We start from the raw sequence: 25,065 nt of genomic DNA on the forward strand, positions 1-25,065 counted from the left end.
TGAACCATTTAGATTATATTTTTCTAAAGGTAATAATTTGAAGTATTCATATACATACAATGGAGAATTTTAAAGCGAAGTAACATAAATCTAATTTTTTAGAAACGGAGCAGAAAAAGTCATAGTTGTAGTAAAAAATACTTATAGACATCCTAACATATTAAACACTACGGCGATGTTACAAAATATCGAACAAATAAAAGTGAAAATGAATAGAGACTTTTAAAACTATTGACATTCAATTTGTTAGAATTAAATGTCAATAGTTTTACATACATGGTTATATTAAATATGTATCTTGTAAAATCTCGATTCTTTGTGGGTTAATCAGTAGCGCGGGAAGTATTTTATTCATGCTATTACTACATAAGTAGAGTACTGGTGAAACTCAAAATGTTTGATTGGTATTTAAATTATAGCGATTAAATGTCAGACAAGTGTTTTCCGACATACAGACCGCTTGCGGCTGCTTGAGATAATGAATGAGTGACGCCTGAACAATCTCCAATTAAAAATAGCCCATTCATACTTGTTTCAAAATGGTTATTGATTTTTATTGTAGGAGCGTAGAACTTGCCATCAATTCCATATAATAAAGTATCTTGATCGATAGGTTCTTGGATAAATTGTTCTAAACGTAATAAAAATTTTTTGAGTCCTTCAATATATAATGGAGGAATTTCTTTATTCAAGTCTCCATAATCTCCGTGTAGTGTAGGTTGTATACGATTATGTTTCATATCTTTTTCTGTAGTAGGTTGTTTCTTTATTAAGTCCTCTAAGCGCTGTATAACAATCCGATCTCGTCCTTGGTTAATGCTTTTAATAATTGAACTTGCGTATACATTTGCTTCTTTGAGAGTTGGAAAATAGCGCGGGATAAATAAAGTGAAATTTAAGTTAGAAGTGCCAGTTTCTTGCTCTCGGAAATTTTGACCGTCAGGCATAATCAAGCCGTCTTCGTACTTTCGAATAATGCGTCCTTTTGGATTCATACAGTACGTAGTTGCTGTGAAAAGTTCATGCTCATAAGAAAGCTTCGTCTCAAATGTATCTTTTAATATAGAACGTAATTGGTGTTCTTTCATCTCTACTCTAATACCTAAATCTACACGAGTTTGCTCTTGAGAAATATTTAGAGAAGTGCACATTTCTTTTAACCAATCCGCCCCGGAACGTCCTGTTGCAAATACGATTTGCTTAGATTGAACTATTCCTTGATTTGTCTCTATTTTAAAATGATTTTTCTGTTTCATGATATCCTCTACATCTATATGAAATTGGATATCTATTTTCGTAAGTAAAAATTCATAGAGCTGCTGAAAAATGTTACTTGAAAGTGTAGTACCAAGATGTCTTACTTCGGTTGTTAGCATTTGTAAACCGCACGATTCAGCTCTCTTATTGAGATTTGGATTTTCTGTAGAATATTTTGAAACTGAATTTCCTCCGAACTGACATAGAATTTCATCTACTTCAGCCATGAGTTGTATAGAGCTTTCTTTACCAACTTTTTGCTCAAGTTCTCCACCAAATCCGTTTGTATAATTAAATTTCCCTTCAGATTTTCCTAAACCAGCAAATCCAAAATATTTATCACATGTAGTACAATTACACGCTTTTCCTTCGTCTAAAGGACAATGGCGATCTTCTAGCGCTTTACCTTTATCAAGAATTAAAACCTTTTTGTTACTTTTAGCTAGTGAATAAGCCATAAAAATGCTACTTACTCCAGCGCCGATAATTGTAACATCATACATATTCTTTCACCTGCTAACGAATAGTTTGTTTGTTATTTTCTTAGTGTATAACAAATTAGTGAAGGGAGGAACTAGCTATGTCGATTGAGAGGATAAATGTGTTTGTTTTCATATGATATGTAAGATGCAAAAGAGGAATCTTTAATCATTTTTGAGTTATCTCAATCGATGTTTCATTGTGAAAAGACTAAACTTTTAAATCGCATTAATTTTAAGTGAAGCTGAATATGATTAGCCTTGTAAAAAGCAACTGATCCTAGGAGATCAATTGCTTTTTATTTTCAAAGTGGATGAGCAAAAAAATACAAAATTGGTTGGTCCGTTTTTGGCAAACATCTATTATGATAAGAGAAGAAAGGTAGTATGTTATTAACGTTTTAAAGAGGAAGTTCTTAATAAAAATAGACTGGCCTTAGAGAGGTGAAAAGACAATGAATTTTGCAATTTCACTAGTGGTTATTATTGTAATCGTATCGCTGTTTGGGACCGTACTAGTCGCACGAAATGTAGAAGAGAATTACGGTAAGTCTACAAAGAGGAATGTAAAAAACTTATCTGCTATCTATATCATTCTTCTTTTAGGGCTTCTTGTGGGAGTTACTTGGTATGCGGTCGTTATTTTATAGAGTTTGTATATGATGAAGGAGTTAATGCATTGATGAAAAATGAGCGCCATGTTTTAGTTGTTTTCCCGCATCCAGATGATGAGTCGTATTGTGTGGCTGGCACAATTTTGGCTTATACTGAGCAGAAAATCCCTCTTACCTATGTTTGCTTAACACTTGGTGAAATGGGGAGAGCGATGGGGAATCCACCTTTTGCAACTCGTGAATCTTTATATACTATTAGAGAGAAAGAGTTAAAGCGAGCTACAAATATTTTAGGGATTGAAGATTTACGTATGATGGGATATCGTGATAAAACTCTTGAATTTGAAGAGCCTGGAAAATTAAGAAGCTTGATTCAAAACTGTATTGAAGAATTGAATCCTTCTGTAGTTATTTCCTTCTATCCTGGCTATGCAGTTCATCCAGATCATGATGCAACAGGGGAAGCAGTAGTAGAGGCCTTAGCTAATATTTCGGAAAGTAAACGACCAGCCTTTTATGCTGTAGCTTTTTCGAAAAATCATGAAGACGAAATAGGACCTCCAGATTTTAAAAATGGAGTGAAAAAATATGTTCCGAAAAAATTGGAGGCATTACGAGCACATGCATCACAATTTACAACTAAAGTGGATGAGCTGGAAAGAGAGTATGAAGACGGTATTTCAGGCACAGTTGAGTGGTTAGAAAGAGAACCGTTTTGGATATATTCATTCAAAGATAAAAATATGTGATGCTACATCTGAAGGTGATGAATATGTATTTTGAATATAAGAATCGAAAGGTTTTTTACAATATAGAAGGATCGGGTCCTGTCATATTATTTTTGCACGGTCTTGGAGGGAATTCGAATAATTGGTTATATCAAAGAAAATACTTCAAGAAGAAATGGAGCGTAATCTCACTCGATTTACCTGGGCATGGGAAATCTGAAGGGATGGAGATTAGCTTTAAAGAATATTCAAATGTTTTATATGAGTTATGTAGTCATTTAAAGCTAAAATCAGTAACAATTTGCGGTCTTTCAAAGGGAGCTAGAGTTGGTATCGATTTTGCTATTCAATATCCAGGTTTTGTTTCTAGATTAATTGTTGTAAATGCATTTCCCTATTTAGAACCGGCCGATCGTAAAGAACGACTTGAAGTATATGATTTACTTAGCTTGCATGATAAAGGGAAAACTTGGGCGGATACGTTATTGAGCGCAATGGGAGTAGAAGATAATGATGCAATTGTCCGAGGATTTCATCAATCCCTACAAACTATTAATCCAATGCATATTCAAAGGCTATTCGCTGAATTAGTTGATTACGATCAAAGACCATACCTCTCTAACATTGCATGTCCTGCATTAATAATACGAGGAGAGAATGATTATTTTGTTCCGGAAAAGTATGTGAGAGAATTTGAAAAACACCTGAGAAACGTGACTTTCGTTGAGTTGAAAGATAGTGGGCACTTGCCTTATTTAGAACAGCCTACTAGTTTTAATGTGACGGTTGAGACATTTTTAAATCATGCGCTTGATTAATACCATTTTCACAGTGAATACTATTATTAATGAATTCAGGACACCTGCTTGGAGAGGAGGGAACTAAATGGAATGGCAACCGAATCGTGAAAATAAGATACCAGTTTATAAACAAATTGCTGATTACATTGAAAGAGGCATTTCTACCGGTGAATTCCCTTCTGATAGAAAATTACCTTCTGAGCGTATGTTAGCACAGGAGTTACAAGTGAACCGGAGTACGGTAGTAGCTGCTTATGAGGAATTAAAATCACTTGGGGTAGTAGAACGGCAAAAAGGAAGCGGCACCCGGGTGAATACAGACATATGGGGTGTGTCACATAAACGAATACCGAACTGGGGTAGGTACGTTGAGGATGGATCGTTCTTGCCTAATGTACCACTTGTTCAACAAATTCGAACGGAAACACAAAAAGATGATTTAATCAATTTAGCGAGTGGTGAATTGTCACCAGAATTAATTCCGAGTGATAGATTTCGAACAATTTTGTCGGAGAAAACATTTATGGAAAATCTCGGTTATGACCATCCACTTGGAAATGAAATGTTGCGAAAAACAATTGCGGCACATGTCGAGCAATATAAACAAATAGAAGCAGATGCAAGTTCTATTCTTATTACATCTGGAGCTCAGCAGGCACTTAATCTTATCGTTCAATGTCTGTTAAAGCCTGGCGATGCGATTGCAATTGAGGACCCTTCCTATTGTTATTCACTTCCGATGTTTAAATCAGCAGGTTTAAACATATTCCGTTTACCAGTTGATGAGCATGGAATGAATCCCGATGACTTAATCGATTTGCACAAAAAGCATCGCATTCGTATGGTGTTTTTAAATCCAGATTATCAAAATCCAACTGGAACGGTACTTTCGTTGGCAAGACGTAAAAAAGTTTTGGAACTATCTTCTGAATTTGGTATACCGATTGTAGAAGATGATCCGTATAGTTTGACTTCTTTTAATGGAGAAGTGAATCCAACATTGAAATCGATGGATCAAAATGGGAATGTTCTTTATGTAAGCTCATTATCAAAAATTGTTGCATCAGGATTACGTATTGGTTGGGTAATTGGCCCCACGCGCGTAATTGAGCGATTGGCAGATGCGAAGCAGCAAGTTGATTTTGGTCATAGTGTATTTACACAGTGGGTAGCGAACCAATTTTTAGAATCTGAGGATTTTCATACGCATATTACGATGCTTCGTGGACAACTGAAGCAAAGAAGAGATGAGTTAATTAGAAAGCTTGAAGAAATATTAGGGGACCAGGTTGAATTTTTTGTTCCAGAGGGCGGAATACATTTATGGTGTAAAGTGCAAGGAACGTTTGATGAATACCATTTATTAGGTGAATCTATACGCAATGGTGTAGCATTTGTCCCAGGAAGCGTCCTAGGTTCGAAAAGTGAATATATACGATTTACTTTTGGCAGAGCGAATGTCGAACAAATTCAGCTTGGAATTACAAGATTTGCAGAGACATTAAACCAGATTCAATAATAAATTGTGGGGATTTGGTATTGAAATGGGGAGTAGCAATTGAAGTTTTTGAAGCTTTTACTTCAAGTAGGAGTCCTATATATGTTTAGTTTGGTTGGTGTATGGATTCAGGAAGTATTTCATCTATCTATGCCAGGAAGTTTAATAGGAATGTTAATTCTTTTTCTGCTTCTTTCTACTCGCATTTTGCCATTAAAATGGTTTGAGATAGGTGCAGAAAAGCTAATAGTATTTTTACCTTTATTTTTAATTCCTTCAACGACGGGGCTAATGGAATACGGTTCATTTCTTTTAAGTAAGGGTAGTATTATGTTCTTTCTAGTTGTTGTAAGTACTTTAGTAACATTGATTATTTCAGGTTATGTAAGTCAATTATTAATAACATCTAAAAAATAAAATTGATAAGGTGCGCTATTCAAATGGTCTTAATTTTTATTACTGTAGTGATTTATTTATTGGCGACAAAGCTATATAAAAAATTTACGTTTCCATTTACTTTACCGGTGTTAACAGTTACGGCAATTATGATTTGCATATTCCTTATTTTCGGGATCTCTCATCAAGATTATAAGGAAAATGGGGGAGATATTCTTTCCAGTTTCTTGAGCCCTGCGATTGTAGCTTTAGCAATACCACTATTTAAGGAACGAAAAATACTTATGAAAAACTTCTTATCGATACTTGTTGGGGTAGTAATCGGTATAGTGGCTTTAATAAGTTTGAATGTAGTGATTGGGGAAATGTTGAATATAGATAAGGAACTTATATTAACAACTATCCCGCAATTAGCGACGATGCCTATTGCAATTTCATTAGCCGAACAAATTGGGGGTATTCCATCTATGACTGCTAGTTTTGTAGTTGTTGCGGGAATAACAGGTGCTATCATAGGACCGACAGTACTTAAACTTTTCCGTATAACAAGTACAATTGGAAAAGGAGTTGGGATGGGCTGCGCATCGCATATCATTGGTGTGAGTCGTCTAGTGAAAGAAGGAGAGAAAGAAGCAACTATCGGTTCGGTAACGATGATTGTAACAGGGATACTTATTAGCATATTAGTACCTTATGGAATGAAATTTTTATTTTGAAAATTAATGAATCGTAATAAGGAGCATAACACTACTCATTTTAGAGTGTAATGGAGATGATTAAAATGACAACATGGTTTATAGTTACATTATTTATTTTTGGTGCTCTTAAAGTACTAGTTTCTAGTATGCCAACTTCTGTTGTAGAATCTATTATTAGTAGATTTGAATTACATCAAAAACTTGAGGAGGAGAATACCTCTATATCGATAGATGGAAAAAATGTAGAGGGAGAAATGAAACTACAAGTTATTAACGAATTTAATGAGGCCTTATTTTTGGATAAACATTATTTTCCGCCGCACGGAGAAGGAACACCAATAGTCATTGATACGAAAAAAGGGAATAAAGAGATTAGATTTTCTCTATATAGCTATGAGGAACATGTTGATGTAATAAAGCAATATAAGAAGAAAGTCGTTGCCTATCGTTTGCGCTCTAAAAGTCTTCAAACTCTTGCACCATTAGCCATAACTGAAGATTATGCTTAAGAAGAGACCTATAATGGTCTCTTTATTTTTGTATTAAATTATACACTTTCCAAATAAAAGAAAAGAAAATCATATAACCAAATAAAGAATATATATGGTTCCAATCTGCACTATGTACAAATAAACCTAAACCTTCCGCGATTTGTTCAAAAATACTAGCGCAAATACCTATTGAAATAATAAATAGAATTCTAGAGACTTTAGATAATTTTTTTGAAATGTGTATAAAGGTAGCTGTTAAAATTGGCAGTACGAACAATGTAAAAGCTATATTAACCGAAAATGTGGAGGGAAAGGGCCTAGCTGGAAAGGAATATATTTGTTTATGAATAAAGAAAGCATCTAAGCAAGTTCCAATAATAGAAGAGAGAAAGATTGTAACTACCAATACTAGAAAATCATTCTTCTTCTCGAAGGAGAACATTTTTTTTGCAAGAATTGCGAGTTCAATTTTTTCGAGTGTTTTACAGTATTCTTCTGTAATTTGTCCATGTATTCTTTCCTCCTTATCAGTTAAATAATGTATGACTTGCCAGTCGTTAAACCAATCCTCATTTTCTGTTTCTTCATGTTTTATATTTTTCCATGCGTACATAAGTGCAGGGCTATATATACGGTAGGAATCATTTTTTAATTGGCATTTCTTTATTCTTCGTTTATAAAACTCTCTTGAGAAAGATTCATTTACACTTGAAAATAAATGTGGCCAATAATCTTTTCGTGAGCCAGTGTGTGGATGAGTATCAACCCATTGTAGTATACGAGCTAACGCATGCTCATCATGAAATAATAATGCATATAATCTTTTTCCGAGCAAAAGTCGTTCGTGTAAGGAAGTAAAATGTGTCATTGTATCACCAATTAATATTGCTTTCTGTTTGGAACTTTCTTCATAGAAAGGAAAAAGGATATGATTAAATTGAAAAAAATCAAAAAGTTTGAAACCAATACTATTTAGTACTGTTTTTTTGAAGTGTGTATTTTGAATCACTCTTTTTTCTAAGTAGTTTTGTTCATTAATAATCGTCGCAATTGCTAATATTTTTTTATTTCCAGTTTTCCAAAAAAAGTTCCACATCGTTTCCATAAATGTTGAAACATTAAGGGACGGTAGAAGGTGAAAGAGGTTTCGGGATATTTTTAAACTTTGCTCGTATAACAAAAATTGTGGATACACATCTTGAAAAATAAGCCAATTTCCTCGCTCTAAAAAAGAAAAGAAAGTAAATTGATCTTTCTCAGATAATAACTTCGTATATAAGTCACCTTTTAAATCTGTCATGTTCCAACCGCCGTTACGCGATACCATATGTCCAAGTAGTGCCCAATGTATTTCAGGATATCTTTTGTAAAATTGATAGTAAGCACGAGTTCTTGTAACGTTGTTTTGATTTAATAATTTAGTTCGTTCTTTAATTGTAGAGATTAATATTTCTTCCTCTTTAGAAAGAGTATAAGGGGAGCTATTTGCGTTAATACATTTTTGTTTTAGTTCTGTTTTTATAGAGAAGAGGGACAGAGGGATGTTTTTGTAAAGTTTATTATTTCGGTTATCTTGGTACATATCATTCCCTCCTATTCAAGTCTGTTATCATAAATGTATTAATAATTGCTTAAATAAATGATATGCGAGGGAAATGAAAAGTTACAAAGTATAGAAAAAAGGAAAGATGAGGCGGACTCTTCTTTCCTTTTTTGTATTAGAAACTATAATGTAAAGTTATTATGTGTGAATTCCCTTTTTCAGCAGAATAGAAAATGAATCGGCATGAATAGGCTTACTGAAATAATAACCTTGAATAAACTGACATTTATTTTTTTGAAGGAAATTTACGTGTTCTTTCGTTTCTACACCTTCAGCAATGACAGACATTCCTAATGTATTTGCTAATGTGATGATCGTTTTAATGATTTCCATTCCATCTTCACACGTTTCAGACATTGTAATAAATTCTCTCGGGATTTTTAAAGTATCGATTGGATATAAAGGTAAGTAGGCTAGGGAAGAATAGCCTGTACCAAAGTCGTCGATTGAAATGTGAACCCCTAAACTTTTTAGTGTGCGCAGTTTTATCAATGTTTCTCTCTCATCCATCATTGCAATTCGTTCTGTTAATTCTAGATCAAGGGAACTTGCTTGTAAGCCTGTAGTTGCTAAAGTAGAAGAAATAGATTTTACAAAGTCTTTTTGTTCAAATTCTTTAGCAGATAAATTTACCCCTATTTTTAAATGAGAATAGCCAGATGCATGCCAGTGCTTCATTTGCTGACAGGCTTGCTGTAATGTCCATTTTCCTATTGGAATAATTTGTAGTGTTTCTTCTGCAATCGGAATAAACTCGTATGGAGAAATAACGCCTAATTCAGGATGATTCCACCTGATTAGAGCTTCTGCACCGATAATTTTATTAGATTCACTATCAACTTGAGGTTGATACAAAAGGAACAATTCTTCATTTTGTATTGCGTTTGGTAAATCTTTTTCTAATCGTAATCGTCTTTCAATTTTTTTAGCGATTACATCGTCATAAATAGAGACAGAGTTAAGCCCTTTTGTCTTTGCATCATACATTGCAACATTAGCATTTTTCAAAAGTGTAGCGGTATCGATTCCGGAATGTGGATAAATAGCGATGCCGATACTCAGTGATAAAGTTAATTTATGCTCATGTATGACAAACGGTTTTTTCATGCATTCAAATAATTGGTTACATAACTTGAATAAGCAATCATGGTCCGTATAGTTTTCGATTAAAATTGTAAATTCATCGCCACCGATTCTTGACAGATGAGTATGTGATGGAAGACATGATTGGAAACGTTTTGCTACTTCTTCTAATATGTAATCACCTGACGAATGTCCAAGTGTATCGTTAATTACTTTAAAGCGATCTAAATCTAAATATAATAATGCAAACTCACTTTGTGTTGTTTGAGCATTCTTTATAATTTTTCTTAATTTTTTATGGAAAAAGGATCGGTTCCCAATTTTCGTTACAGTATCGTGGAATGCTAAATATTTTATTTCTTCTTGTTGTTTTTTTAATGCGGTAATATCTTTTACCATAATATAGCTTCCTGAAATTTGTCCGTCTATCATAATAGGAACGATGGTAACGTATAAGGAATAAGTAAAGCCATCTTTATATTGAGAACTAAGTTGTAAAGATGCTGATTCTTGTTGTTTAACTTTTTCTAATGCAGATGCTAGTTTATGTTTATCTGCATCTAAAATAATCGAAAAACATGTTTCACCGAGTAACTCGTTCGCTGGTGCTTCGAGTAATACACTTCCTGCTTTATTTGCATTTAAGAATATTCCATTTAAATCAATCGTAAAAATAGGATCAGGGTGATACTCATATAAAGATTTGAATTTTTGTTGTTTTTGAGATAAAGCATCTGATTTTTGGACTAAATCAGAGGTTCTTAAAGTAACTTTTTCTTCTAGTTGAGCATTAAATGCTTGTAGACGTTTTGTTAGGGAATTGTTTTGCATACGTACAATAGAATGACGAATGAGTACGAAAACAAAAGTAATACAATTTCCTGTAATGAGAGTTGAAGATGCTGTTTGTTCTTTTAATGTAAACCCGATTAGTATTGCAACGGCAAGATATGGAAATACGACTAATACTTTTTTTCCTAGTATATGGTTTACAATGAAATAATTTTTATGACTATTATAATCTTCGGAAATAGCCCCAGCTATTGCGATAAGTAATATAGGTATTCTATATAAAAGACGTAATAATGTTATCGTGTCAGTTGATAAATGGTTATGTAAGTAAAAATAAATATAGTTAAAAGTTGCAGAGCTTATTAATACAAAAATAAAAATATAAATTTTCCGTTTGGAATTAAAAACAGTTGGACGGAAAAAGAGACTAACACCTAGTAGAAGAAATAATAGGTCTGCAATTGGATAAAGAAAGGAAAGAAAAATATCTCCCAGTGAAAGGGAAAATATATTTAAATTTGGCTGATTAAATAAATACCATTCTAATGTGAATATGGAAGTAAGTACTATACATATATCACAAATAAAGAACGCTTTTTCCCATTTATTGCACTCTTTTAAGATTTTATAGCAGAAAGCGATAAGGCAGAAGAATAGAAAAAACATGTAAAATACATCAGAAACAGTAAAACGATGTATTGGAAATTCGAAAAAGTTATCTTGATACGTATATACTATTTTTCCTAATAAAAAACTCCCAATTGCTATTGTAATACATATCCAAAAAGGATTTGAACTAACTTTTTTAGAATATATAGAGTATATTAGTGATACAAATGTAATGGCTTCAACGATGAGTGAAGCGAAGCGTACATTGAAATTTGAAAAACGAGTAGGGAACAGAAAGAAAAACATAAAATAGATTGAATAGCATATTAGTGTTGTAATTAATATACATAGTTGTAAATTTTTATTTAATTTCAATAAAATCACCTTCTTAAAATGCTCGCTATATTCGTAATATATATACATATTAATATTACTTAAGGATTGTATCAGATTTCCTTATAAAAAGCATGCCTATGAGAAAAAAATGAAGAATGTAATACTTCTTAAAATTGAAAAAGTATTGAGTGCAATAATTTTTAGTTTATAAGGAATGCAGATAGAATTTGTATATTTAGTCATCCTTTAGATTTTAAAGGTTTTTTAGTGATTTGCAAGAGGAGATGTAAAATTGCATATAAAGTGATGGGAACTTCTCTCTAGATGAGGGAAGTTTTTCACTATTATAGAGTATTAATTAAGACCTTTGTATTTAGCTATTCTCATACTAATGAGGGATTAAATAAACGTGTTAATTATATACAATAATATGTAATACAGTAATTAATTTTTAATATGGAGGGAAAATCATGATGAAATGGGTGAAGTTTAGAATAGCACGTCCAACGGATAAGTTTGAAGAAGTTATAGCGTTTTATGAAGAAGGATTAGGCTTAAAACGTATAGGTGAGTTTTGCGATCATGATGGCTATGATGGAGTCATGTTTGGTCTACCGGATGAAGAATATCATTTAGAATTTACAAGACATATAGATGGAAGCTCATGTCCAGCCCCAACAAAAGATAATTTACTTGTGTTTTATATAAGAGAATATAATGAAATAGAAAAAGTGAGTAAAAGGCTGCATACAATGGGATACGATGAAGTAGAACCAGAAAATCCATATTGGAAAGAAAAGGGGATTACTATAGAGGACCCAGATGGTTGGAGAATTGTATTGATGCAAATAGAAGAATGAGGCTAGAGAAGTCTCGAATTTTGATAGAGTATAAGAAAATATAAAAGAGTTTCCTTGGAGGAGATAAATCATAGGGAAGCTTTTTGTGTTTGTAATCTGAAAATTAAGATTTGAAATTAACTTCTGAAAAGATATAAAATGAGAACGTGTATTCTTTTGAGTTTGAGAGGGTTGTTTTTAAAGGTGAATATAAAAATAGGGAGGTTTTTTTATGATATGCCGGGACATAATTTGCAAATTGAACAGCCTGAATTATTTGAGAGTTTAATTTCGGAGTGGGTTAGACGAACTGCTCAGCAAAGTTCATAAAAAAGAATAAATTAATATTTTGATTGTATTCAAGTTTTGATATGGAAAAGATTAAAGTAATTAACTTATAAATATTTTTAAGGAGGAATTATGAATACATATATCTATATGGTTAGGCATGGTGAATCGCCAAAATTAGAAGGAAATGAAAGAACACGTGGATTAACTGAGAAGGGAATTTTAGATGCTCAAAGAGTAACTGAGATATTAGAAACAGAGGGAATTAATACTTTCATTTCAAGTCCGTATAAGAGGGCTATGTTAACGATAGAAGAGTCAGCGAATTTCCATGAAAAAGAAATATTAGTATATGAAAATCTTAAAGAGTGTAAGTTTTCAAATGAAGATAAAATTATATCGGATAAGGAAGTGTACCCACTTGTAAAGGAGATGTTTTTTAATCCAGAATATGCACTGACGGATGGAGAGTCATATGCGGATTGTCAGAGAAGGGTAGTGAGAGTGTTAAAAGAAATATTAATGAATTTTCAAGGACATAAAATTGTAATTGGTACACATGGGCTTGTAATGACACTAATGATGAACTCTTTTGATAATCAATATGGACTTGAATTTTTAATGAATACATCCAAACCGGATATATATAAGCTAGAATTTAAAGAAGAGCAATTAATGAATGTAGAGAGATTATGGAAAGAAGAATGAAATGGGGTATATGGAGTGTGTTTTAAAAATTACTTTTAAAACACACTCTTTTGTATTAAGTTGAGTTTTAAATATTTTCACTAATATGTTCTTTGTTTTTGTTATTTAAAGTATGTAAGAGTTTTTGAAATACATTAAATGAATGCTGGAATATTGGACTTTGAATAAAAGTGTATAGAAAAGTTACGATAAAAACAGGACCTCCTAGCATGTATCCAATGACTAGTACAAAGCATTCTACAATGATTCGAGCACGGCTAATAGATAACCCAGTTTTGTCAGAAATGGTAAGCATGAATCCATCGCGGGGGCCAGCACCAATGCCAGCCGCAACGTACATGCCGCCCCCAATTCCTGTAATTGCAATACCAGAAAATAAAATGAGTAAGTTTATCCATAAATAATCACTAGCGTTTGGAAGGATTTTTGATTGTAAGAAAAAGTCCATAATAGGACCGATAAGTAGTGCATTTAAAAATGTGCCCACGTTTATATATTTTCGATCTACTAGCAAAGAGATAAGAACGAGACATAATCCACATATGACACTCCAAGTACCAATTGTCCACCCAAATCGTTGGTAGAGAGCCATATTTAAAACTTCCCAAGGGTGTAAACCGAGGAATTTAACTTTGACTGCAAGAGCATTTCCAAGTCCAAAGAAAATTAATCCTAGGAAAAAAAGAAAATAGCGAAAGAGAGTTAGCCTCATCTTTAAAACCTCCCAATATATAATGATGTATATTACATGTTTGAATTTAAATGTACAAATATTATGTCTTTTTATGATTTATTAAAAATGTAAATGGATATATATTTTTACAGTCAAAAAAGTTAAAATATTTCGTTTTAAGGATTATAATAGAGAGAGAACTATAAAAGGAGTGAACGAATTTGAAACAAGAACTTATTGAAAGATTTACGAGATATGTAAAGATTGATACACAATCAAATGAAGAAAGTCATACAGTGCCTACAACACCAGGGCAAATTGAGTTTGGTAAGTTATTAGTGGAAGAGTTAAAAGAGATTGGGTTATCAGAAGTGACGATGGATGATAATGGTTACGTAATGGCAACACTGCCTGCTAATACAGATAAGGATGTTCCTGTAATAGGATTTTTAGCTCATTTAGACACAGCGACAGATTTTACAGGGAAAAACGTAAAACCACAAATTTATGAAAATTTTGATGGTAATGCGATTACGTTAAATGAAGAATTAAATGTTGTGTTAACACCTGAACAGTTCCCGGAATTACCATCATATAAAGGACATACAATTATTACAACTGATGGTACAACACTTCTTGGAGCAGATGATAAAGCTGGTCTTACAGAAATAATGGTCGCAATGAATTATTTAATACATAATCCGCAAATTAAGCATGGAAAAATAAGAGTAGCATTCACACCAGATGAAGAGATTGGTCGTGGGCCAGCTCATTTTGATGTAGAAGCGTTTGGTGCATCGTTTGCTTATACGATGGACGGAGGTCCATTAGGTGGTTTAGAATATGAAAGCTTTAATGCTGCAGGTGCTAAGTTAACGTTTAACGGAACAAATACACATCCTGGGACAGCGAAAAATAAAATGCGTAATGCAACTAAACTTGCTATGGAGTTTAATGGGCATTTACCAGTAGAAGAGGCACCAGAGTATACTGAAGGATACGAAGGGTTCTACCATTTACTCTCTTTAAATGGTGATGTTGAGCAAAGTAAAGCATATTATATTATTAGAGATTTTGATCGTGAAAATTTTGAGACACGTAAAAATACCATTGAAAATATTGTGAAACAAATGCAAGAGAAGTATGGACAAGATGCAGTCGTTTTAGAAATGAATGATCAATACTATAATATGCTTGAAAAAATCGAACCGGTGAGAGAAATTGTTGATATTGCTTATGAAGCAATGAAAAGTTTAGACATTGAACCAAATATTCATCCAATTCGCGGAGGAACAGATGGATCACAATTATCATATATGGGATTACCAACGCCGAATATTTTCACTGGTGGTGAAAACTATCACGGTAAATTTGAGTATGTTTCAGTAGATACGATGGAAAAAGCTGTTCAAGTTATCGTAGAAATCGCAAGACGATTTGAAGAACAAGCTTAAAAAAGAACCAAGTAGTAATGAAGTACTACTTGGTTCTTTTCCATAGTAAAAAATAGAAGGTGAAACTTGTTTACAAGACATTTGTAAAAGGGGGAAATGTTATGAGTGAAAATCAGTTTCATGGTTATATAGGGACATATACAAAAGCAGAGAGTAAGGGGATTTATAAATTTATACTTGATACGAACAGCGGAGAAATTAAAGGGATTGAATTAGTAGCTCATATAGGAAGTCCGACATATGTAACGATTAGTCATAACAACGAGTACCTTTATTCTGTTGCGAAAGATAATGGGTTAGGTGGAATTGCTAGTTTTTCCATTCATAATAAATCGGGTAATCTAAATTCGATTAACATGCAAGTGTTAGAAGGGGCATCGCCGTGCTATGTAAGTGTGAATCGGGAGAATAGTATAGTAGTAGCAGCTAATTATCATAAAGGAACAGTAGAGTCCTATTTAGTGAAAAAGGAAAATGGAAGTTTAAATGCTGCTACGGTAATTGTAGAACATAAAGGGTCAGGACCAAATAAGGAAAGACAAGAAAAGGCACATGCTCATTATATGGATTTTACTCCTGATGAAAAACATGTAGTAGCAGTTGATTTAGGAATAGACAAGGTGATTACATATAAAGAAAGTGATGGAGAACTAATAGAAGTTGCACGGTTATCTGTAAAACATGGTATTGGTCCAAGGCATCTTATATTTCATCCAAGTGCGCAGTATGCATATGTTATGACAGAATTCAGTTCAGAAATTATTGTACTGCAGTATGATGCACAGAGTGGCAGTTTTAAAGAAAAACAATACATCTCGACATTACCTGAAGAGTATAGTGAAGATAGTTATGGAAGTGCAATTTATATTTCTTCTGATGGCAAATTCGTTTATGCAGCAAACAGAGGACATAATAGTATCGTAGTTTTTCAAGTGAATGAGCATAATGGGAAGCTCATTTTTATTGAAACGGTATCGACAGAAGGAGATTGGCCACGGGACTTTTCTTTAGATCCGACAGAAAGATTTTTAATTGCAGCGAATGAAAAATCTAATACATTGACTTTATTTACTAGGAATGAATCTACAGGTAAGTTAACGCTTGTACAGACGGACGTAAATGTTCCAGAACCAGTATGTGTGAAGTTTTTACATGTGAAAAAATAGATAGGTTTGCCTATCTATTTTTTATTAGGAAATTTTAATATAGCACCCGCCACAAATAAAAAGTCGCGTAAGACTCCCAACTTGTCCAATTTGCTGCAAATTCTTTTATTTCGTTTTTAGTAGGTTTCTTTTCGGCACCTGTAATAAATTTGATAGCATTATGCAGGCCGACATCATCAATTGGAAAGGCTGAAGGGAATCGTAAGCAGCGCATTAAAACATAGTGAGCCGTCCATGGCCCTATACCGCGAATGCTAGTTAATTGTTTTTCAGCTTGCTTCACATCTTGTATTTGTAATAGAGATTCTTTTGAAAATTTACCTTCTATAATGAGCTGTGCGATGTCAATTATGTATTCACATTTTCTTGTAGTCATTTTTAATATTGCGAGATCTTCTACACGTAGATTTGCTATTACTTCAGGTGAGGGGAATATCCAATGTTTTCTATCGTTCCAATCTACATAATCGCCAAAATTTTCGACTAATCTTCTTTTTAGAGTATAGGCATATGTGAGGTTGATTTGTTGACCTAGAATCCCCCAGCACAGTGCTTCAAATAAATCTGGAATACCTAAAGTGCGAAGCCCATAATACTTTTCAAGGGGTTTTTGAAGGAGCGGATCATGTTTTGCTAATTGATAAAAAGGTGCTAAATCAGTAGTTAAATCAAACCACTCTTTTACATAGTTAGCTACAGCATCGCGGACTCGTTTTTCAGAGATGTATGATTCTTCTAAAAAACGTATTTGAATATTACTATCGGCATTCAAACCAATTTCAACGAAAGGATTTACGTCTTGAATAGGAATGACTTTATAGATTTTATTGTTTTCAATATGAAACATACATTCATTTTTAGAACGCGATAGATAGCGTAAGTTTTCTTGAAAACTAAATTCTTTTGGAACGACTAAAGACAATATTTCATTACAACCCTCTGTCATATTTACTCCCCCCGAAGCGCTTCTAATTTGAGCAATTCTTTTTTCATTTCTAAACCACCTCTAAAACCGGTAAGTTTACCATTTTTCCCAATAACGCGGTGACAAGGAATAGTGATAAGCAGAGGGTTTGCCCCAACGGCAGTCCCAACGGCACGTACAGCGTTAGGTTTTTGAATTCTTTCCGCAATCTCTGAATAAGAATGTGTCTCTCCATAAGGAATTTCACGTACCGTATTCCAAACAGCTAATTGAAATGCAGTTCCGTAAACATCGATAGGAATTGTAAAGGTTTCTAGTTTGGTTTCCAAATACTCGATAAGTTCTTTTGTATATGTTTGTAGATAATCTGGATTTTGGATGAATGTATGTTGTGGCAGTTTTTTGCTAGCCCACGTATTTAGTTCTTCAAAAGTTTCATTTTGCGATCCGATAAAGCATAATCCATTTGAAGTGGCTGCAATATGCATACGCCATTGTTTATGAATAAGCAATGTCCAATATATAGCTTTATTTTCATATGGTTTCATTATTTCATACCTCTTTTGTTCCGTTCTTTTTTCGATATTCAGTAGGGGTAAATCCCGTCTTCTTTTTAAATAAAGTCGCAAAATACTCTGGATTTTCTATCCCAACAGCAATACTAATTTCCATAATAGATTGATTTGTATGCGAAAGGTATTCTATCGCTTTTGTAATTCTGAATTGTTGTATATATTCAATTGGACTAATCCCTACAATTTTCTTGAATGTGCGTTGTAAATGATAAGGGCTACCATGGCACATTTCTGCGAGTAAGTTGAGAGTTAATGCGTCACAATAATGTTTTTGAATATATTCTTTAATTTGATCTATCCACTCTTCATTAGGTAAAGTAACTCCATTTGGTTTACAACGTTTGCACGGACGAAAATTTTCATGTGACGCTTGTTGTACATTAAGAAATATTTTCACATTATCTTTATTAGGTACTCGTGATTTACATGATGGACGACAAAAAATACGAGTCGATTTTACAGCATAAAAGAATTTTTCATCATAGGAAGAGTCATTATGAATAATTGCTTGCCAATACTCATCTGTTAATTCGTATCTTTGTAATTTCTCATTGTTCATAGAATGTCACCTCTGAGATTAGTATAACCTGAATAAAGTACGTATGTACGCAATTACGGATGTAAGAGCAAGATTACAAAGATGGAAATATGCTTGTTTTTCTATTTTGTGTTAGCATGAAAATTGAAAATGCACATCAAGAGGAGGAACATAAATGAAGTTGATTTCATGGAATGTAAATGGTTTGCGAGCAGTTATTGCAAAAGGTGGATTTTTAGAGTATCTAGAAGAATCTAATGCAGATATATTTTGTTTACAGGAAATTAAATTACAAAGTGGACAAATCGATTTAGATTTAGAAGGATACTATACATACTGGAATTACGCTGTGAAAAAAGGATATTCGGGAACTGCTATTTTTACGAAAAAAGAACCGATTTCTGTTACATATGGTTTAGGGATTGAAGAGCATGATCAAGAAGGACGAGTTATTACGTTAGAATTTGATGCTTTTTATATGATAACGCTGTATACACCAAATTCTAAACGAGGATTAGAACGTTTAGATTACAGAATGGAATGGGAAGACGATTTCAGGGCCTATATTAAGCGATTAGATGAAAAGAAACCAGTTATTTTTTGTGGCGATTTAAATGTTGCTCATAAAGAAATAGATTTAAAAAATCCAAAAAGTAACCGTAAAAACCCTGGATTTTCTGATGAGGAAAGGGAGAAGTTTACACGCATTTTAGAAGAAGGATTTGTTGATACGTATCGCTATCTTTATCCTAATCAGGAAGGAGCATACTCGTGGTGGTCTTATCGTATGGGAGCAAGAGCGAAAAATATTGGATGGCGTTTAGATTACTTTGTTCTCTCGGAAAGAATGAAAGAGCAAATAACAGAGGCGAAAATTAACAGTGAAGTGATGGGATCAGACCATTGCCCAGTTGAATTACATATAAAATTATAAAAAAAGAAGTATCTCCCTAACATTAGGGGATACTTCTTTTTTTGATTCAGTTTGTTAAAATTTTTCAAATCATTCTTGAAATAATCTGATATTAAATATATACTTAATAACGATAATCATTATCACTGATAATGATTATCGTTAAATTAAGGTTGAAAAGAATTTAATACTAGGGGAAGTGAACGAGAATGGCTCTCCATTTTACGTAGATTTGTTAATGATGTGAAATATAGATGAGGATTATGTTTCATATAATTAAATTTCATTGTTGGAATAATATATTTTAAAGGTTTCGAGAGGAGATATATAAAGATGAACAAGAAATTATTTACATTAGGGATGGTTACAGTTTTAAGTGTAGGTTTAGTGGCATGTAATAGTGCAGACAAAACTTCTGGGGAGCAAAAACAACAGACAAAAGCTACAGAAACGAAAAAAGATGAAAAGCGAAAAATTACATATTTAGGTAAAGAATATACAGTACCAGCAAAAGTAGATAAAATTGCGACAGCTAGTTTAGAGTCAATGGAAGATGCGGCAGTGCTTGGAATTAAGCCAGTCGGGGCGATTACTGTAGGTGGTAAATTACCAAAGTATCTTGAAAAAGATTTAGAAGGTGCAAAATCTGTAGGTGAGAAAATGGAACCGAATTTCGAAACATTACTTCAATTAAAACCAGATGTTATTACATCAAGTACGAAATTCCCAGCAGAAACAGCTGAAAAATTTACGAAAGTAGCTCCGACATTTCCAGTATCACACGTTTCAACAAATTGGGAAGATAACTTAAAGTTAATGGGAGAACTAACTGGTAAAAAAGATAAAGCAGAAAAAATTATTAAAGATTACAATGTGGACGCTGAAAAAGCAAAAGCAAAACTTGGAGATAAATTAAAAGATAAAAAAGTACTTGTAATTAGATTAAGAGCAAACGACCTATTCCTATATCCAGAAGGAGTGTACTTTAATCCTGTAATTTATAAAGATCTTGGACTAACTGCTCCAGAACAACTTAAAACTGTAAAAGCACAAGAAAAGATTTCCTTAGAAAAACTAGCAGAAATTAATCCGGATTATGTTTTCTTACAATATGAAGCAAGCGAAAATAATAAACCGAAAGTGCTAGAAGACATTGAAAAAAATCCAATTTGGCAAAGTATGAATGCTGCGAAAGAAAAGAAAGTATTTGTAAACGTTGTAGATCCAATGGCACAAGGTGGTACAGCTTGGAGTAAAACAGCATTCTTAAAAGAAGCAGTGAAAAATTTATCTAAATAATACAATAAGTAAGGTGCGTTGAATGATATGCAGAAAACGAATGCAGTACCAATAACCATATTATGTATAGCACCCATACTCATCTTATTTACAGTTATACTTTCTATTTTGTATGGGGCGAAAAGTATTGATGTTGAAACAGTGTGGAATGCATTATTTCATTTTGATTCAAGCGATGTGGATCATAATATTATTATTACTTCACGTTTACCAAGGGTAGTTGCAGCTCTTTTAGTTGGAGCATTTCTAGCCATATCAGGAGCACTTATGCAGGGGATGACAAGAAACTATCTTGCATCCCCTTCTATTATGGGTGTGACGGATGGTGCAGCCTTTGTTATTACACTTAGTATGATTTTTCTTCCGGGAATGTCATCAATCGGTATGGTTTTATGCTCAATGATTGGTTCGGCACTAGGAGCCGGTATCGTGTTTGGTTTTGGCTCACTCCTTCAAAATGGCTTATCCCCTGTTAGGTTAGCAATTATAGGGACAGTTATTGGAACATTTTTAAGCAGTGTATCGGCTGCGATGGCTTCGTATTTCCAAATCTCTCAAAATGTTAGTTTTTGGTTTAATGCAAAGTTAGACCAAGTAGACCCTAATATAATTAAAATCACGATACCTTTTGGGATAATTGGGATAATTTTAGCACTGTTTATATCAAAATCTATTACCATTCTTTCTTTAGGAGAAGAGGTTTCTATTAATCTAGGGCAGCGTACAAAATTAGTTAAAGCGATGGCAATTTTATCAGTTATTTTTTTAACAGGAACAGCAGTTGCTTTAGTGGGGAAAGTTGGTTTTGTAGGCTTAATTATTCCACACATTACTCGCTTTATAATTGGGGTAGATTATAAGTGGATTTTGCCATGTGCAGGCGTTATTGGTGGAGTTTTCTTAGCGTTATGTGATGTATTAAGTAGATTGGTAAACTATCCATTTGAAACACCAATTGGAGTCGTTACCTCTTTAATTGGAATTCCATTCTTCCTTTATTTAATCCGTACAAGAGGAGGAGAGAGACATGCCTAAAAGTTCAAGTCAACGTTTTGGAATGACGATGGGGATTATTATACTTTTAATTTTTGGTGCCATTTATATTAGTTTAACGAATGGTACGTTTGATATTACGATTACAGATGTATTTAAAACGCTTTTTAGAATTGATCCAGTACCAGAGCATGATTTAGTTATTTTTGATTTTCGTCTTCCGCGCATTGTAATTGCTGGATTAGTAGGATTAGGTCTCGGCGTTGCGGGTGCTGTTATTCAAGGGATTACAAGAAATGGATTGGCGGATCCGGGTATTTTAGGAGTGAATGCCGGAGCAGGAACAGCAATCGTAATTTTTATGTTTTTCTTTCAAGGGCAATTAAAGAGTACAGACTGGGTTTCTATTATGATGATGCCGATGTTTGGCCTAGTCGGCGGGTTAGGTGCAGCGATAATAATTTATCTGTTTTCTTGGAAAAACGGTAAGTTAGACCCGCAGCGACTTTTATTAACAGGGATTGCAATTGGATCAGGATTTGGAGCCTTTTCTATGTATTTATCACTTAAAATGAAGTCGACTGATTTTGAAATGGCTGCAGTTTGGGTGTCCGGAAGTATATATAGTGCAAACTGGAAGTATATTGTTGCTATGTTACCGTGGCTTATCATATTAATTCCGCTTATACAAAAGAAAGCTTATTTATTAGATTTATTTCAATTGGAAGAAACGAGTATTACAAGTTTAGGTGTTTCAGTAGAACGAGAGAAATCGATTTTACTATTAAGTAGTATCGGACTTGTGAGCGCATGTGTTGCTGTTTCAGGGAGTATTGGTTTTATTGGACTAATGGCACCGCATATAGCGAAAAGACTTGTCGGTATTCAGCATAAGCATATCATTCCTACGTGCGGAGTAATCGGAGTGTTCCTTGTAATTGCTTCAGACTTTATTGCAAAAACAGTTTTCACACCTGTAGAGTTACCAGTTGGAATTGTTATTTCTATTGTCGGTGTACCGTATTTCTTATATTTACTTTATAAGGCGAAAGCGTAAGAGGAGGAATAAAAGTGAGTATCTTAAGTGCAAAAAATTTAGAAACGAGTTATGAAAAGCTTACAGTGTTTCGCGATTTAAATGTGGAAATACAAGAAGGAAAAGTAACGACAATTATAGGGCCAAACGGGTGTGGTAAATCGACATTGTTAAAAACAATGGGACGGATTTTAAAACAAAAAAGCGGTAAAGTGTATTTGCAAGGGCAAGATTTAAATACAATTCCAACGAAAGAAATTGCAAAGCAGTTAGCTTTACTTCCACAAACTCCAATTGCACCAGGAGAGCTTAAAGTAGAAGAATTAATTTCTTATGGACGTTATCCTCATCGAAATAACGTAAATAAGTTAACTTCAAAAGATAAAGAGATGATTGATTGGGCACTAGATATAACGAAAACTTCTGAATTTCGAACGAGACAAATTGCAAATTTATCGGGTGGTCAACGACAAAAGGTATGGTTAGCGATGGCTTTAGCACAAGAGACAGAAGTGTTGCTATTAGATGAACCGACTACATACCTTGATATGTCCCACCAATTAGATGTATTACAAATTGTAGAGAAATTAAATAAAGAACATAATTGTACGGTTGTAATGGTATTGCATGATATTAACCATGCAGCGAGATTTTCAGATGAAATTATCGCAATGAAAGAAGGGGAAATCGTTACAATTGGTAGCCCAGAAAAAATCATCACAAATGAAGTATTAAAAGAAGTATTTCATATTGATGCGCGTGTCATGATTGATCCGTATAACGGCTCTCCGGTTTGTTTCGGCTACGATAGCGTTGTATCGCAAGAAGAAAAAGTAGAAATGTATGTAACAAGTTAAAAAGGGGGATCTACAATGAATGCTACTATTGAAAAACAGCAGATTATTACATCTAATACAGAACAGTGGAAAATGTATTCAAAATTAGAAGGTAAGGAATATCAAATTCATATTTCAAAGCCGAAGCAACCAGCACCACAGTCAGGATATCCTGTCATATATGTCTTAGATGGCAATGCCTTTTTTCAAACATTCCACGAAGCGGTTAAAATACAATCAGTTAGAGCAGAAAAAACAGGTGTTTCACCAGCTGTTATAGTTGGTATTGGATATCCAATTGAAGGGGCATTTTCAGGAGAAGAAAGATGCTATGATTTTACACCTGCCGTAATTTCAAAAGATGCTCCTTTAAAACCGGACGGTAAACCGTGGCCTAAAACGGGGGGAGCACATAACTTCTTTACTTTTATTGAAGAAGAATTGAAACCACAAATTGAAAAAAGTTTTGCGATCGATAAAGGAAAGCAAACGTTATTTGGACATTCTTTAGGTGGTCTATTTGCTTTACATATACTGTTTACAAACGTAAATGTTTTTCAAAATTATTTTATTAGTAGTCCATCTATTTGGTGGAATAATCAATCTGTGCTTGAAAAAGAAGAGAACCTCATAAATGAATTAAACAATGCTAAGTTTGAAACAGGCGTATTCCTTACAGTAGGGTCATTAGAACGAGAGCACATGGTTGTAGGGGCAAATGAATTATCAGAGCGCCTTCTCCTAGTAAAACACGATCAGTTTAAATTTAAATTCTATGAGGCTGAAGGGGAGAATCATGCATCTGTTGTGCCGACTTCTTTAAGTAAGGGGTTACGATTTATTAGTCATGTGTAGAAGGTGTACGCGATATACATAATCTTCATATTGGGACAATTACTTCGGGATTAGATGCATTAAGCGTCCATGTAATGATTGTTTAAAAAATGCAAAGAAACGGCTATGGGGAAATTCCTCATAGCCTTTTGTTTTTGTAAGTAGAATTGTCCTTTTTGAAAGTTTTGTTTCAACTTTTCGTCTAAAGAGACAAAAAGTTGTCACAATTCAGTCACAATTAGCATAAACATAATATAGACGAAATGAACTTATTTCCAAAAAAGCTTGGTTAATTTAATTCATAATTAGTAGAGCTAAAAAAATGCGGATTAAAAGTTCACTATATTCTCAAGGAGGTAGATCGTATGAAAACTATTCTTGCTATCGCTGGGCTTATTTGGGTTTTATCACATGGTATTCCAATTTATGAAGGAGAACAAATTCGCAGTGCTCTGAATAAAAATTTTAATGAATATCATATCATTGATCGACAAGACAATGTTGTTACTGTCCGAGTAAATGATTGTTTTCATACGGTAACCGTTGAAGGAACTTCTGTAGTGAAGGATACAAAAGTATGTGATCAACAATAATTATATATAGG

General features: G+C 33.6%; 25 protein-coding genes and 3 pseudogenes. 20 read left to right on the forward strand and 8 right to left on the reverse strand.

What is annotated here, in order from left to right:
* Nucleotides 1-422: 422 nt before the first annotated feature.
* Nucleotides 423-1,760, reverse strand: a complete 1,338-nt coding sequence (locus CDB3_RS05705) for an NAD(P)/FAD-dependent oxidoreductase (RefSeq protein ID WP_128853714.1) — start codon at nucleotides 1,758-1,760, stop codon at nucleotides 423-425.
* 147 nt (nucleotides 1,761-1,907) lie between these two features.
* Here CDB3_RS05705 and CDB3_RS32025 point away from each other — a divergent pair.
* The 8 genes and pseudogenes from CDB3_RS32025 to CDB3_RS05740 all read left to right on the forward strand — a co-directional run.
* A pseudogene (locus tag CDB3_RS32025) lies at nucleotides 1,908-1,979 on the forward strand (GntR family transcriptional regulator); the annotation flags it as partial.
* Between the two features lie 212 nt (nucleotides 1,980-2,191).
* Nucleotides 2,192-2,386, forward strand: a complete 195-nt coding sequence (locus tag CDB3_RS05710; protein WP_128853715.1) for a hypothetical protein — start codon at nucleotides 2,192-2,194, stop codon at nucleotides 2,384-2,386.
* Nucleotides 2,387-2,418: 32 nt separating this feature from the next.
* Nucleotides 2,419-3,099, forward strand: a complete 681-nt coding sequence (bshB2, locus tag CDB3_RS05715; RefSeq protein WP_128853751.1) for a bacillithiol biosynthesis deacetylase BshB2 — start codon at nucleotides 2,419-2,421, stop codon at nucleotides 3,097-3,099.
* On the forward strand, nucleotides 3,099-3,896 hold the full coding sequence (locus CDB3_RS05720) for an alpha/beta fold hydrolase (protein WP_128853752.1): 798 nt from the start codon (nucleotides 3,099-3,101) through the stop codon (nucleotides 3,894-3,896). The genes bshB2 and CDB3_RS05720 overlap by 1 nt, the downstream gene beginning before the upstream one ends.
* A gap of 67 nt (nucleotides 3,897-3,963) precedes the next feature.
* Nucleotides 3,964-5,397 carry a MocR-like pyridoxine biosynthesis transcription factor PdxR gene (gene pdxR / locus CDB3_RS05725; RefSeq protein ID WP_128853716.1) on the forward strand — a complete coding sequence of 478 codons (1,434 nt, stop codon included), beginning with the start codon at nucleotides 3,964-3,966 and terminating at the stop codon, nucleotides 5,395-5,397.
* A gap of 39 nt (nucleotides 5,398-5,436) precedes the next feature.
* Entirely contained in the window at nucleotides 5,437-5,793 is a 357-nt protein-coding gene (locus tag CDB3_RS05730) for a CidA/LrgA family holin-like protein (RefSeq protein ID WP_033710841.1), read from the forward strand.
* Between the two features lie 23 nt (nucleotides 5,794-5,816).
* Complete coding sequence (locus tag CDB3_RS05735) at nucleotides 5,817-6,488, forward strand: LrgB family protein (protein WP_098988356.1); 672 nt, start codon at nucleotides 5,817-5,819, stop codon at nucleotides 6,486-6,488.
* Nucleotides 6,489-6,553: 65 nt separating this feature from the next.
* Nucleotides 6,554-6,979 carry a YfmQ family protein gene (locus CDB3_RS05740; protein ID WP_128853717.1) on the forward strand — a complete coding sequence of 142 codons (426 nt, stop codon included), beginning with the start codon at nucleotides 6,554-6,556 and terminating at the stop codon, nucleotides 6,977-6,979.
* A gap of 22 nt (nucleotides 6,980-7,001) precedes the next feature.
* Here the strand turns inward: CDB3_RS05740 and CDB3_RS32925 are convergent, their stop codons facing one another.
* The 3 genes and pseudogenes from CDB3_RS32925 to CDB3_RS05750 form a co-directional block, all read right to left on the reverse strand.
* On the reverse strand, nucleotides 7,002-7,403 hold the full coding sequence (locus CDB3_RS32925) for a CBO0543 family protein (protein ID WP_306295545.1): 402 nt from the start codon (nucleotides 7,401-7,403) through the stop codon (nucleotides 7,002-7,004).
* Nucleotides 7,378-8,543, reverse strand: a pseudogene (locus CDB3_RS05745) (DUF2515 domain-containing protein). The gene CDB3_RS32925 and the pseudogene CDB3_RS05745 overlap by 26 nt, the downstream one beginning before the upstream one ends.
* Nucleotides 8,544-8,702: 159 nt before the next feature.
* On the reverse strand, nucleotides 8,703-11,423 hold the full coding sequence (locus CDB3_RS05750; protein WP_128853719.1) for a putative bifunctional diguanylate cyclase/phosphodiesterase: 2,721 nt from the start codon (nucleotides 11,421-11,423) through the stop codon (nucleotides 8,703-8,705).
* A 431-nt stretch (nucleotides 11,424-11,854) separates the two neighbouring features.
* On the opposite strand from CDB3_RS05750, the gene CDB3_RS05755 reads away from it, so the two are divergent.
* From CDB3_RS05755 to CDB3_RS05765, 3 genes and pseudogenes are all read left to right on the forward strand, one after another.
* Nucleotides 11,855-12,244 (forward strand): VOC family protein, encoded by a 390-nt coding sequence (locus CDB3_RS05755; RefSeq protein WP_128853720.1) that lies wholly within the window; start codon nucleotides 11,855-11,857, stop codon nucleotides 12,242-12,244.
* 213 nt (nucleotides 12,245-12,457) lie between these two features.
* Nucleotides 12,458-12,553 (forward strand): annotated as a pseudogene (locus CDB3_RS05760) (alpha/beta fold hydrolase); the annotation flags it as partial.
* Nucleotides 12,554-12,643: 90 nt separating this feature from the next.
* Nucleotides 12,644-13,219 carry a histidine phosphatase family protein gene (locus CDB3_RS05765; protein WP_128853721.1) on the forward strand — a complete coding sequence of 192 codons (576 nt, stop codon included), beginning with the start codon at nucleotides 12,644-12,646 and terminating at the stop codon, nucleotides 13,217-13,219.
* Between the two features lie 67 nt (nucleotides 13,220-13,286).
* On the opposite strand, the gene CDB3_RS05770 is transcribed toward CDB3_RS05765, so the two are convergent.
* On the reverse strand, nucleotides 13,287-13,931 hold the full coding sequence (locus CDB3_RS05770; RefSeq protein WP_128853722.1) for a YczE/YyaS/YitT family protein: 645 nt from the start codon (nucleotides 13,929-13,931) through the stop codon (nucleotides 13,287-13,289).
* Nucleotides 13,932-14,113: 182 nt separating this feature from the next.
* Here CDB3_RS05770 and pepT point away from each other — a divergent pair, with 182 nt between their 5' ends.
* Both pepT and CDB3_RS05780 read left to right on the forward strand, forming a co-directional pair.
* Nucleotides 14,114-15,346 carry a peptidase T gene (pepT, locus tag CDB3_RS05775; protein WP_128853723.1) on the forward strand — a complete coding sequence of 411 codons (1,233 nt, stop codon included), beginning with the start codon at nucleotides 14,114-14,116 and terminating at the stop codon, nucleotides 15,344-15,346.
* 101 nt (nucleotides 15,347-15,447) lie between these two features.
* A complete protein-coding gene (locus CDB3_RS05780; protein ID WP_128853724.1) occupies nucleotides 15,448-16,512 on the forward strand; it encodes a lactonase family protein in 1,065 nt (354 codons plus the stop codon).
* Between the two features lie 34 nt (nucleotides 16,513-16,546).
* Here CDB3_RS05780 and CDB3_RS05785 read toward each other — a convergent pair whose 3' ends face one another.
* Genes CDB3_RS05785 through CDB3_RS05795 form a run of 3 tightly spaced genes read right to left on the reverse strand, consistent with a single transcriptional unit; the run spans nucleotide 16,547 to nucleotide 18,571 of the window.
* Entirely contained in the window at nucleotides 16,547-17,458 is a 912-nt protein-coding gene (locus CDB3_RS05785) for a DNA-3-methyladenine glycosylase family protein (protein ID WP_128853725.1), read from the reverse strand.
* Between the two features lie 2 nt (nucleotides 17,459-17,460).
* On the reverse strand, nucleotides 17,461-17,985 hold the full coding sequence (locus CDB3_RS05790) for a methylated-DNA--[protein]-cysteine S-methyltransferase (RefSeq protein ID WP_128853726.1): 525 nt from the start codon (nucleotides 17,983-17,985) through the stop codon (nucleotides 17,461-17,463).
* 4 nt (nucleotides 17,986-17,989) lie between these two features.
* Nucleotides 17,990-18,571, reverse strand: a complete 582-nt coding sequence (locus CDB3_RS05795) for a bifunctional transcriptional activator/DNA repair enzyme AdaA (RefSeq protein WP_128853727.1) — start codon at nucleotides 18,569-18,571, stop codon at nucleotides 17,990-17,992.
* 154 nt (nucleotides 18,572-18,725) lie between these two features.
* Here CDB3_RS05795 and CDB3_RS05800 point away from each other — a divergent pair, with 154 nt between their 5' ends.
* The 7 genes from CDB3_RS05800 to CDB3_RS05835 all read left to right on the forward strand — a co-directional run bounded on the left by CDB3_RS05800 (nucleotide 18,726) and on the right by CDB3_RS05835 (nucleotide 25,054).
* On the forward strand, nucleotides 18,726-19,484 hold the full coding sequence (locus tag CDB3_RS05800; RefSeq protein WP_128853728.1) for an exodeoxyribonuclease III: 759 nt from the start codon (nucleotides 18,726-18,728) through the stop codon (nucleotides 19,482-19,484).
* A gap of 312 nt (nucleotides 19,485-19,796) precedes the next feature.
* Complete coding sequence (locus tag CDB3_RS05810) at nucleotides 19,797-20,762, forward strand: iron-hydroxamate ABC transporter substrate-binding protein (RefSeq protein WP_128853729.1); 966 nt, start codon at nucleotides 19,797-19,799, stop codon at nucleotides 20,760-20,762.
* A gap of 27 nt (nucleotides 20,763-20,789) precedes the next feature.
* A complete protein-coding gene (locus CDB3_RS05815) occupies nucleotides 20,790-21,797 on the forward strand; it encodes a FecCD family ABC transporter permease (protein ID WP_128853730.1) in 1,008 nt (335 codons plus the stop codon).
* The gene (locus tag CDB3_RS05820) at nucleotides 21,790-22,812 is read left to right on the forward strand and encodes a FecCD family ABC transporter permease (protein WP_128853731.1); all 1,023 of its coding nucleotides are present in this window, start codon (nucleotides 21,790-21,792) and stop codon (nucleotides 22,810-22,812) included. The genes CDB3_RS05815 and CDB3_RS05820 overlap by 8 nt, the downstream gene beginning before the upstream one ends.
* A gap of 14 nt (nucleotides 22,813-22,826) precedes the next feature.
* Complete coding sequence (locus CDB3_RS05825; protein ID WP_128853732.1) at nucleotides 22,827-23,648, forward strand: ABC transporter ATP-binding protein; 822 nt, start codon at nucleotides 22,827-22,829, stop codon at nucleotides 23,646-23,648.
* A 15-nt stretch (nucleotides 23,649-23,663) separates the two neighbouring features.
* Nucleotides 23,664-24,482, forward strand: coding sequence for an alpha/beta hydrolase (locus CDB3_RS05830; protein WP_128853733.1), 819 nt, complete (start codon nucleotides 23,664-23,666; stop codon nucleotides 24,480-24,482).
* Between the two features lie 344 nt (nucleotides 24,483-24,826).
* Nucleotides 24,827-25,054: a hypothetical protein gene (locus CDB3_RS05835; protein ID WP_128853734.1), complete on the forward strand. Its 228-nt coding sequence runs from the start codon at nucleotides 24,827-24,829 to the stop codon at nucleotides 25,052-25,054.
* Nucleotides 25,055-25,065 lie beyond the last annotated feature (11 nt).

The sequence above is a fragment of the Bacillus sp. CDB3 genome, from assembly GCF_002081505.1.
GTDB classification, from domain to species: Bacteria; Bacillota; Bacilli; order Bacillales; family Bacillaceae_G; genus Bacillus_A; species Bacillus_A cereus_AT.

What these genes read in the sequence shown, in the direction of transcription:
- CDB3_RS05820 (WP_128853731.1), top strand. Translation starts at nt 21,790, where the DNA reads ATGCCTAAAAGTTCAAGTCAACGTTTTGGAATGACGATGGGGATTATT.
- CDB3_RS05735 (WP_098988356.1), top strand. Translation starts at nt 5,817, where the DNA reads ATGGTCTTAATTTTTATTACTGTAGTGATTTATTTATTGGCGACAAAG.
- CDB3_RS05740 (WP_128853717.1), top strand. Translation starts at nt 6,554, where the DNA reads ATGACAACATGGTTTATAGTTACATTATTTATTTTTGGTGCTCTTAAA.
- CDB3_RS05755 (WP_128853720.1), top strand. Translation starts at nt 11,855, where the DNA reads ATGATGAAATGGGTGAAGTTTAGAATAGCACGTCCAACGGATAAGTTT.
- CDB3_RS05800 (WP_128853728.1), top strand. Translation starts at nt 18,726, where the DNA reads ATGAAGTTGATTTCATGGAATGTAAATGGTTTGCGAGCAGTTATTGCA.
- pdxR (WP_128853716.1), top strand. Translation starts at nt 3,964, where the DNA reads ATGGAATGGCAACCGAATCGTGAAAATAAGATACCAGTTTATAAACAA.
- CDB3_RS05710 (WP_128853715.1), top strand. Translation starts at nt 2,192, where the DNA reads ATGAATTTTGCAATTTCACTAGTGGTTATTATTGTAATCGTATCGCTG.
- CDB3_RS32925 (WP_306295545.1), bottom strand. Translation starts at nt 7,403, where the DNA reads ATGTTCTCCTTCGAGAAGAAGAATGATTTTCTAGTATTGGTAGTTACA.
- CDB3_RS05795 (WP_128853727.1), bottom strand. Translation starts at nt 18,571, where the DNA reads ATGAACAATGAGAAATTACAAAGATACGAATTAACAGATGAGTATTGG.
- CDB3_RS05810 (WP_128853729.1), top strand. Translation starts at nt 19,797, where the DNA reads ATGAACAAGAAATTATTTACATTAGGGATGGTTACAGTTTTAAGTGTA.
- bshB2 (WP_128853751.1), top strand. Translation starts at nt 2,419, where the DNA reads ATGAAAAATGAGCGCCATGTTTTAGTTGTTTTCCCGCATCCAGATGAT.
- CDB3_RS05765 (WP_128853721.1), top strand. Translation starts at nt 12,644, where the DNA reads ATGAATACATATATCTATATGGTTAGGCATGGTGAATCGCCAAAATTA.
- CDB3_RS05785 (WP_128853725.1), bottom strand. Translation starts at nt 17,458, where the DNA reads ATGACAGAGGGTTGTAATGAAATATTGTCTTTAGTCGTTCCAAAAGAA.
- CDB3_RS05720 (WP_128853752.1), top strand. Translation starts at nt 3,099, where the DNA reads ATGCTACATCTGAAGGTGATGAATATGTATTTTGAATATAAGAATCGA.
- CDB3_RS05770 (WP_128853722.1), bottom strand. Translation starts at nt 13,931, where the DNA reads ATGAGGCTAACTCTCTTTCGCTATTTTCTTTTTTTCCTAGGATTAATT.
- CDB3_RS05790 (WP_128853726.1), bottom strand. Translation starts at nt 17,985, where the DNA reads ATGAAACCATATGAAAATAAAGCTATATATTGGACATTGCTTATTCAT.
- CDB3_RS05780 (WP_128853724.1), top strand. Translation starts at nt 15,448, where the DNA reads ATGAGTGAAAATCAGTTTCATGGTTATATAGGGACATATACAAAAGCA.
- CDB3_RS05835 (WP_128853734.1), top strand. Translation starts at nt 24,827, where the DNA reads ATGAAAACTATTCTTGCTATCGCTGGGCTTATTTGGGTTTTATCACAT.
- CDB3_RS05830 (WP_128853733.1), top strand. Translation starts at nt 23,664, where the DNA reads ATGAATGCTACTATTGAAAAACAGCAGATTATTACATCTAATACAGAA.
- CDB3_RS05705 (WP_128853714.1), bottom strand. Translation starts at nt 1,760, where the DNA reads ATGTATGATGTTACAATTATCGGCGCTGGAGTAAGTAGCATTTTTATG.
- CDB3_RS05815 (WP_128853730.1), top strand. Translation starts at nt 20,790, where the DNA reads ATGCAGAAAACGAATGCAGTACCAATAACCATATTATGTATAGCACCC.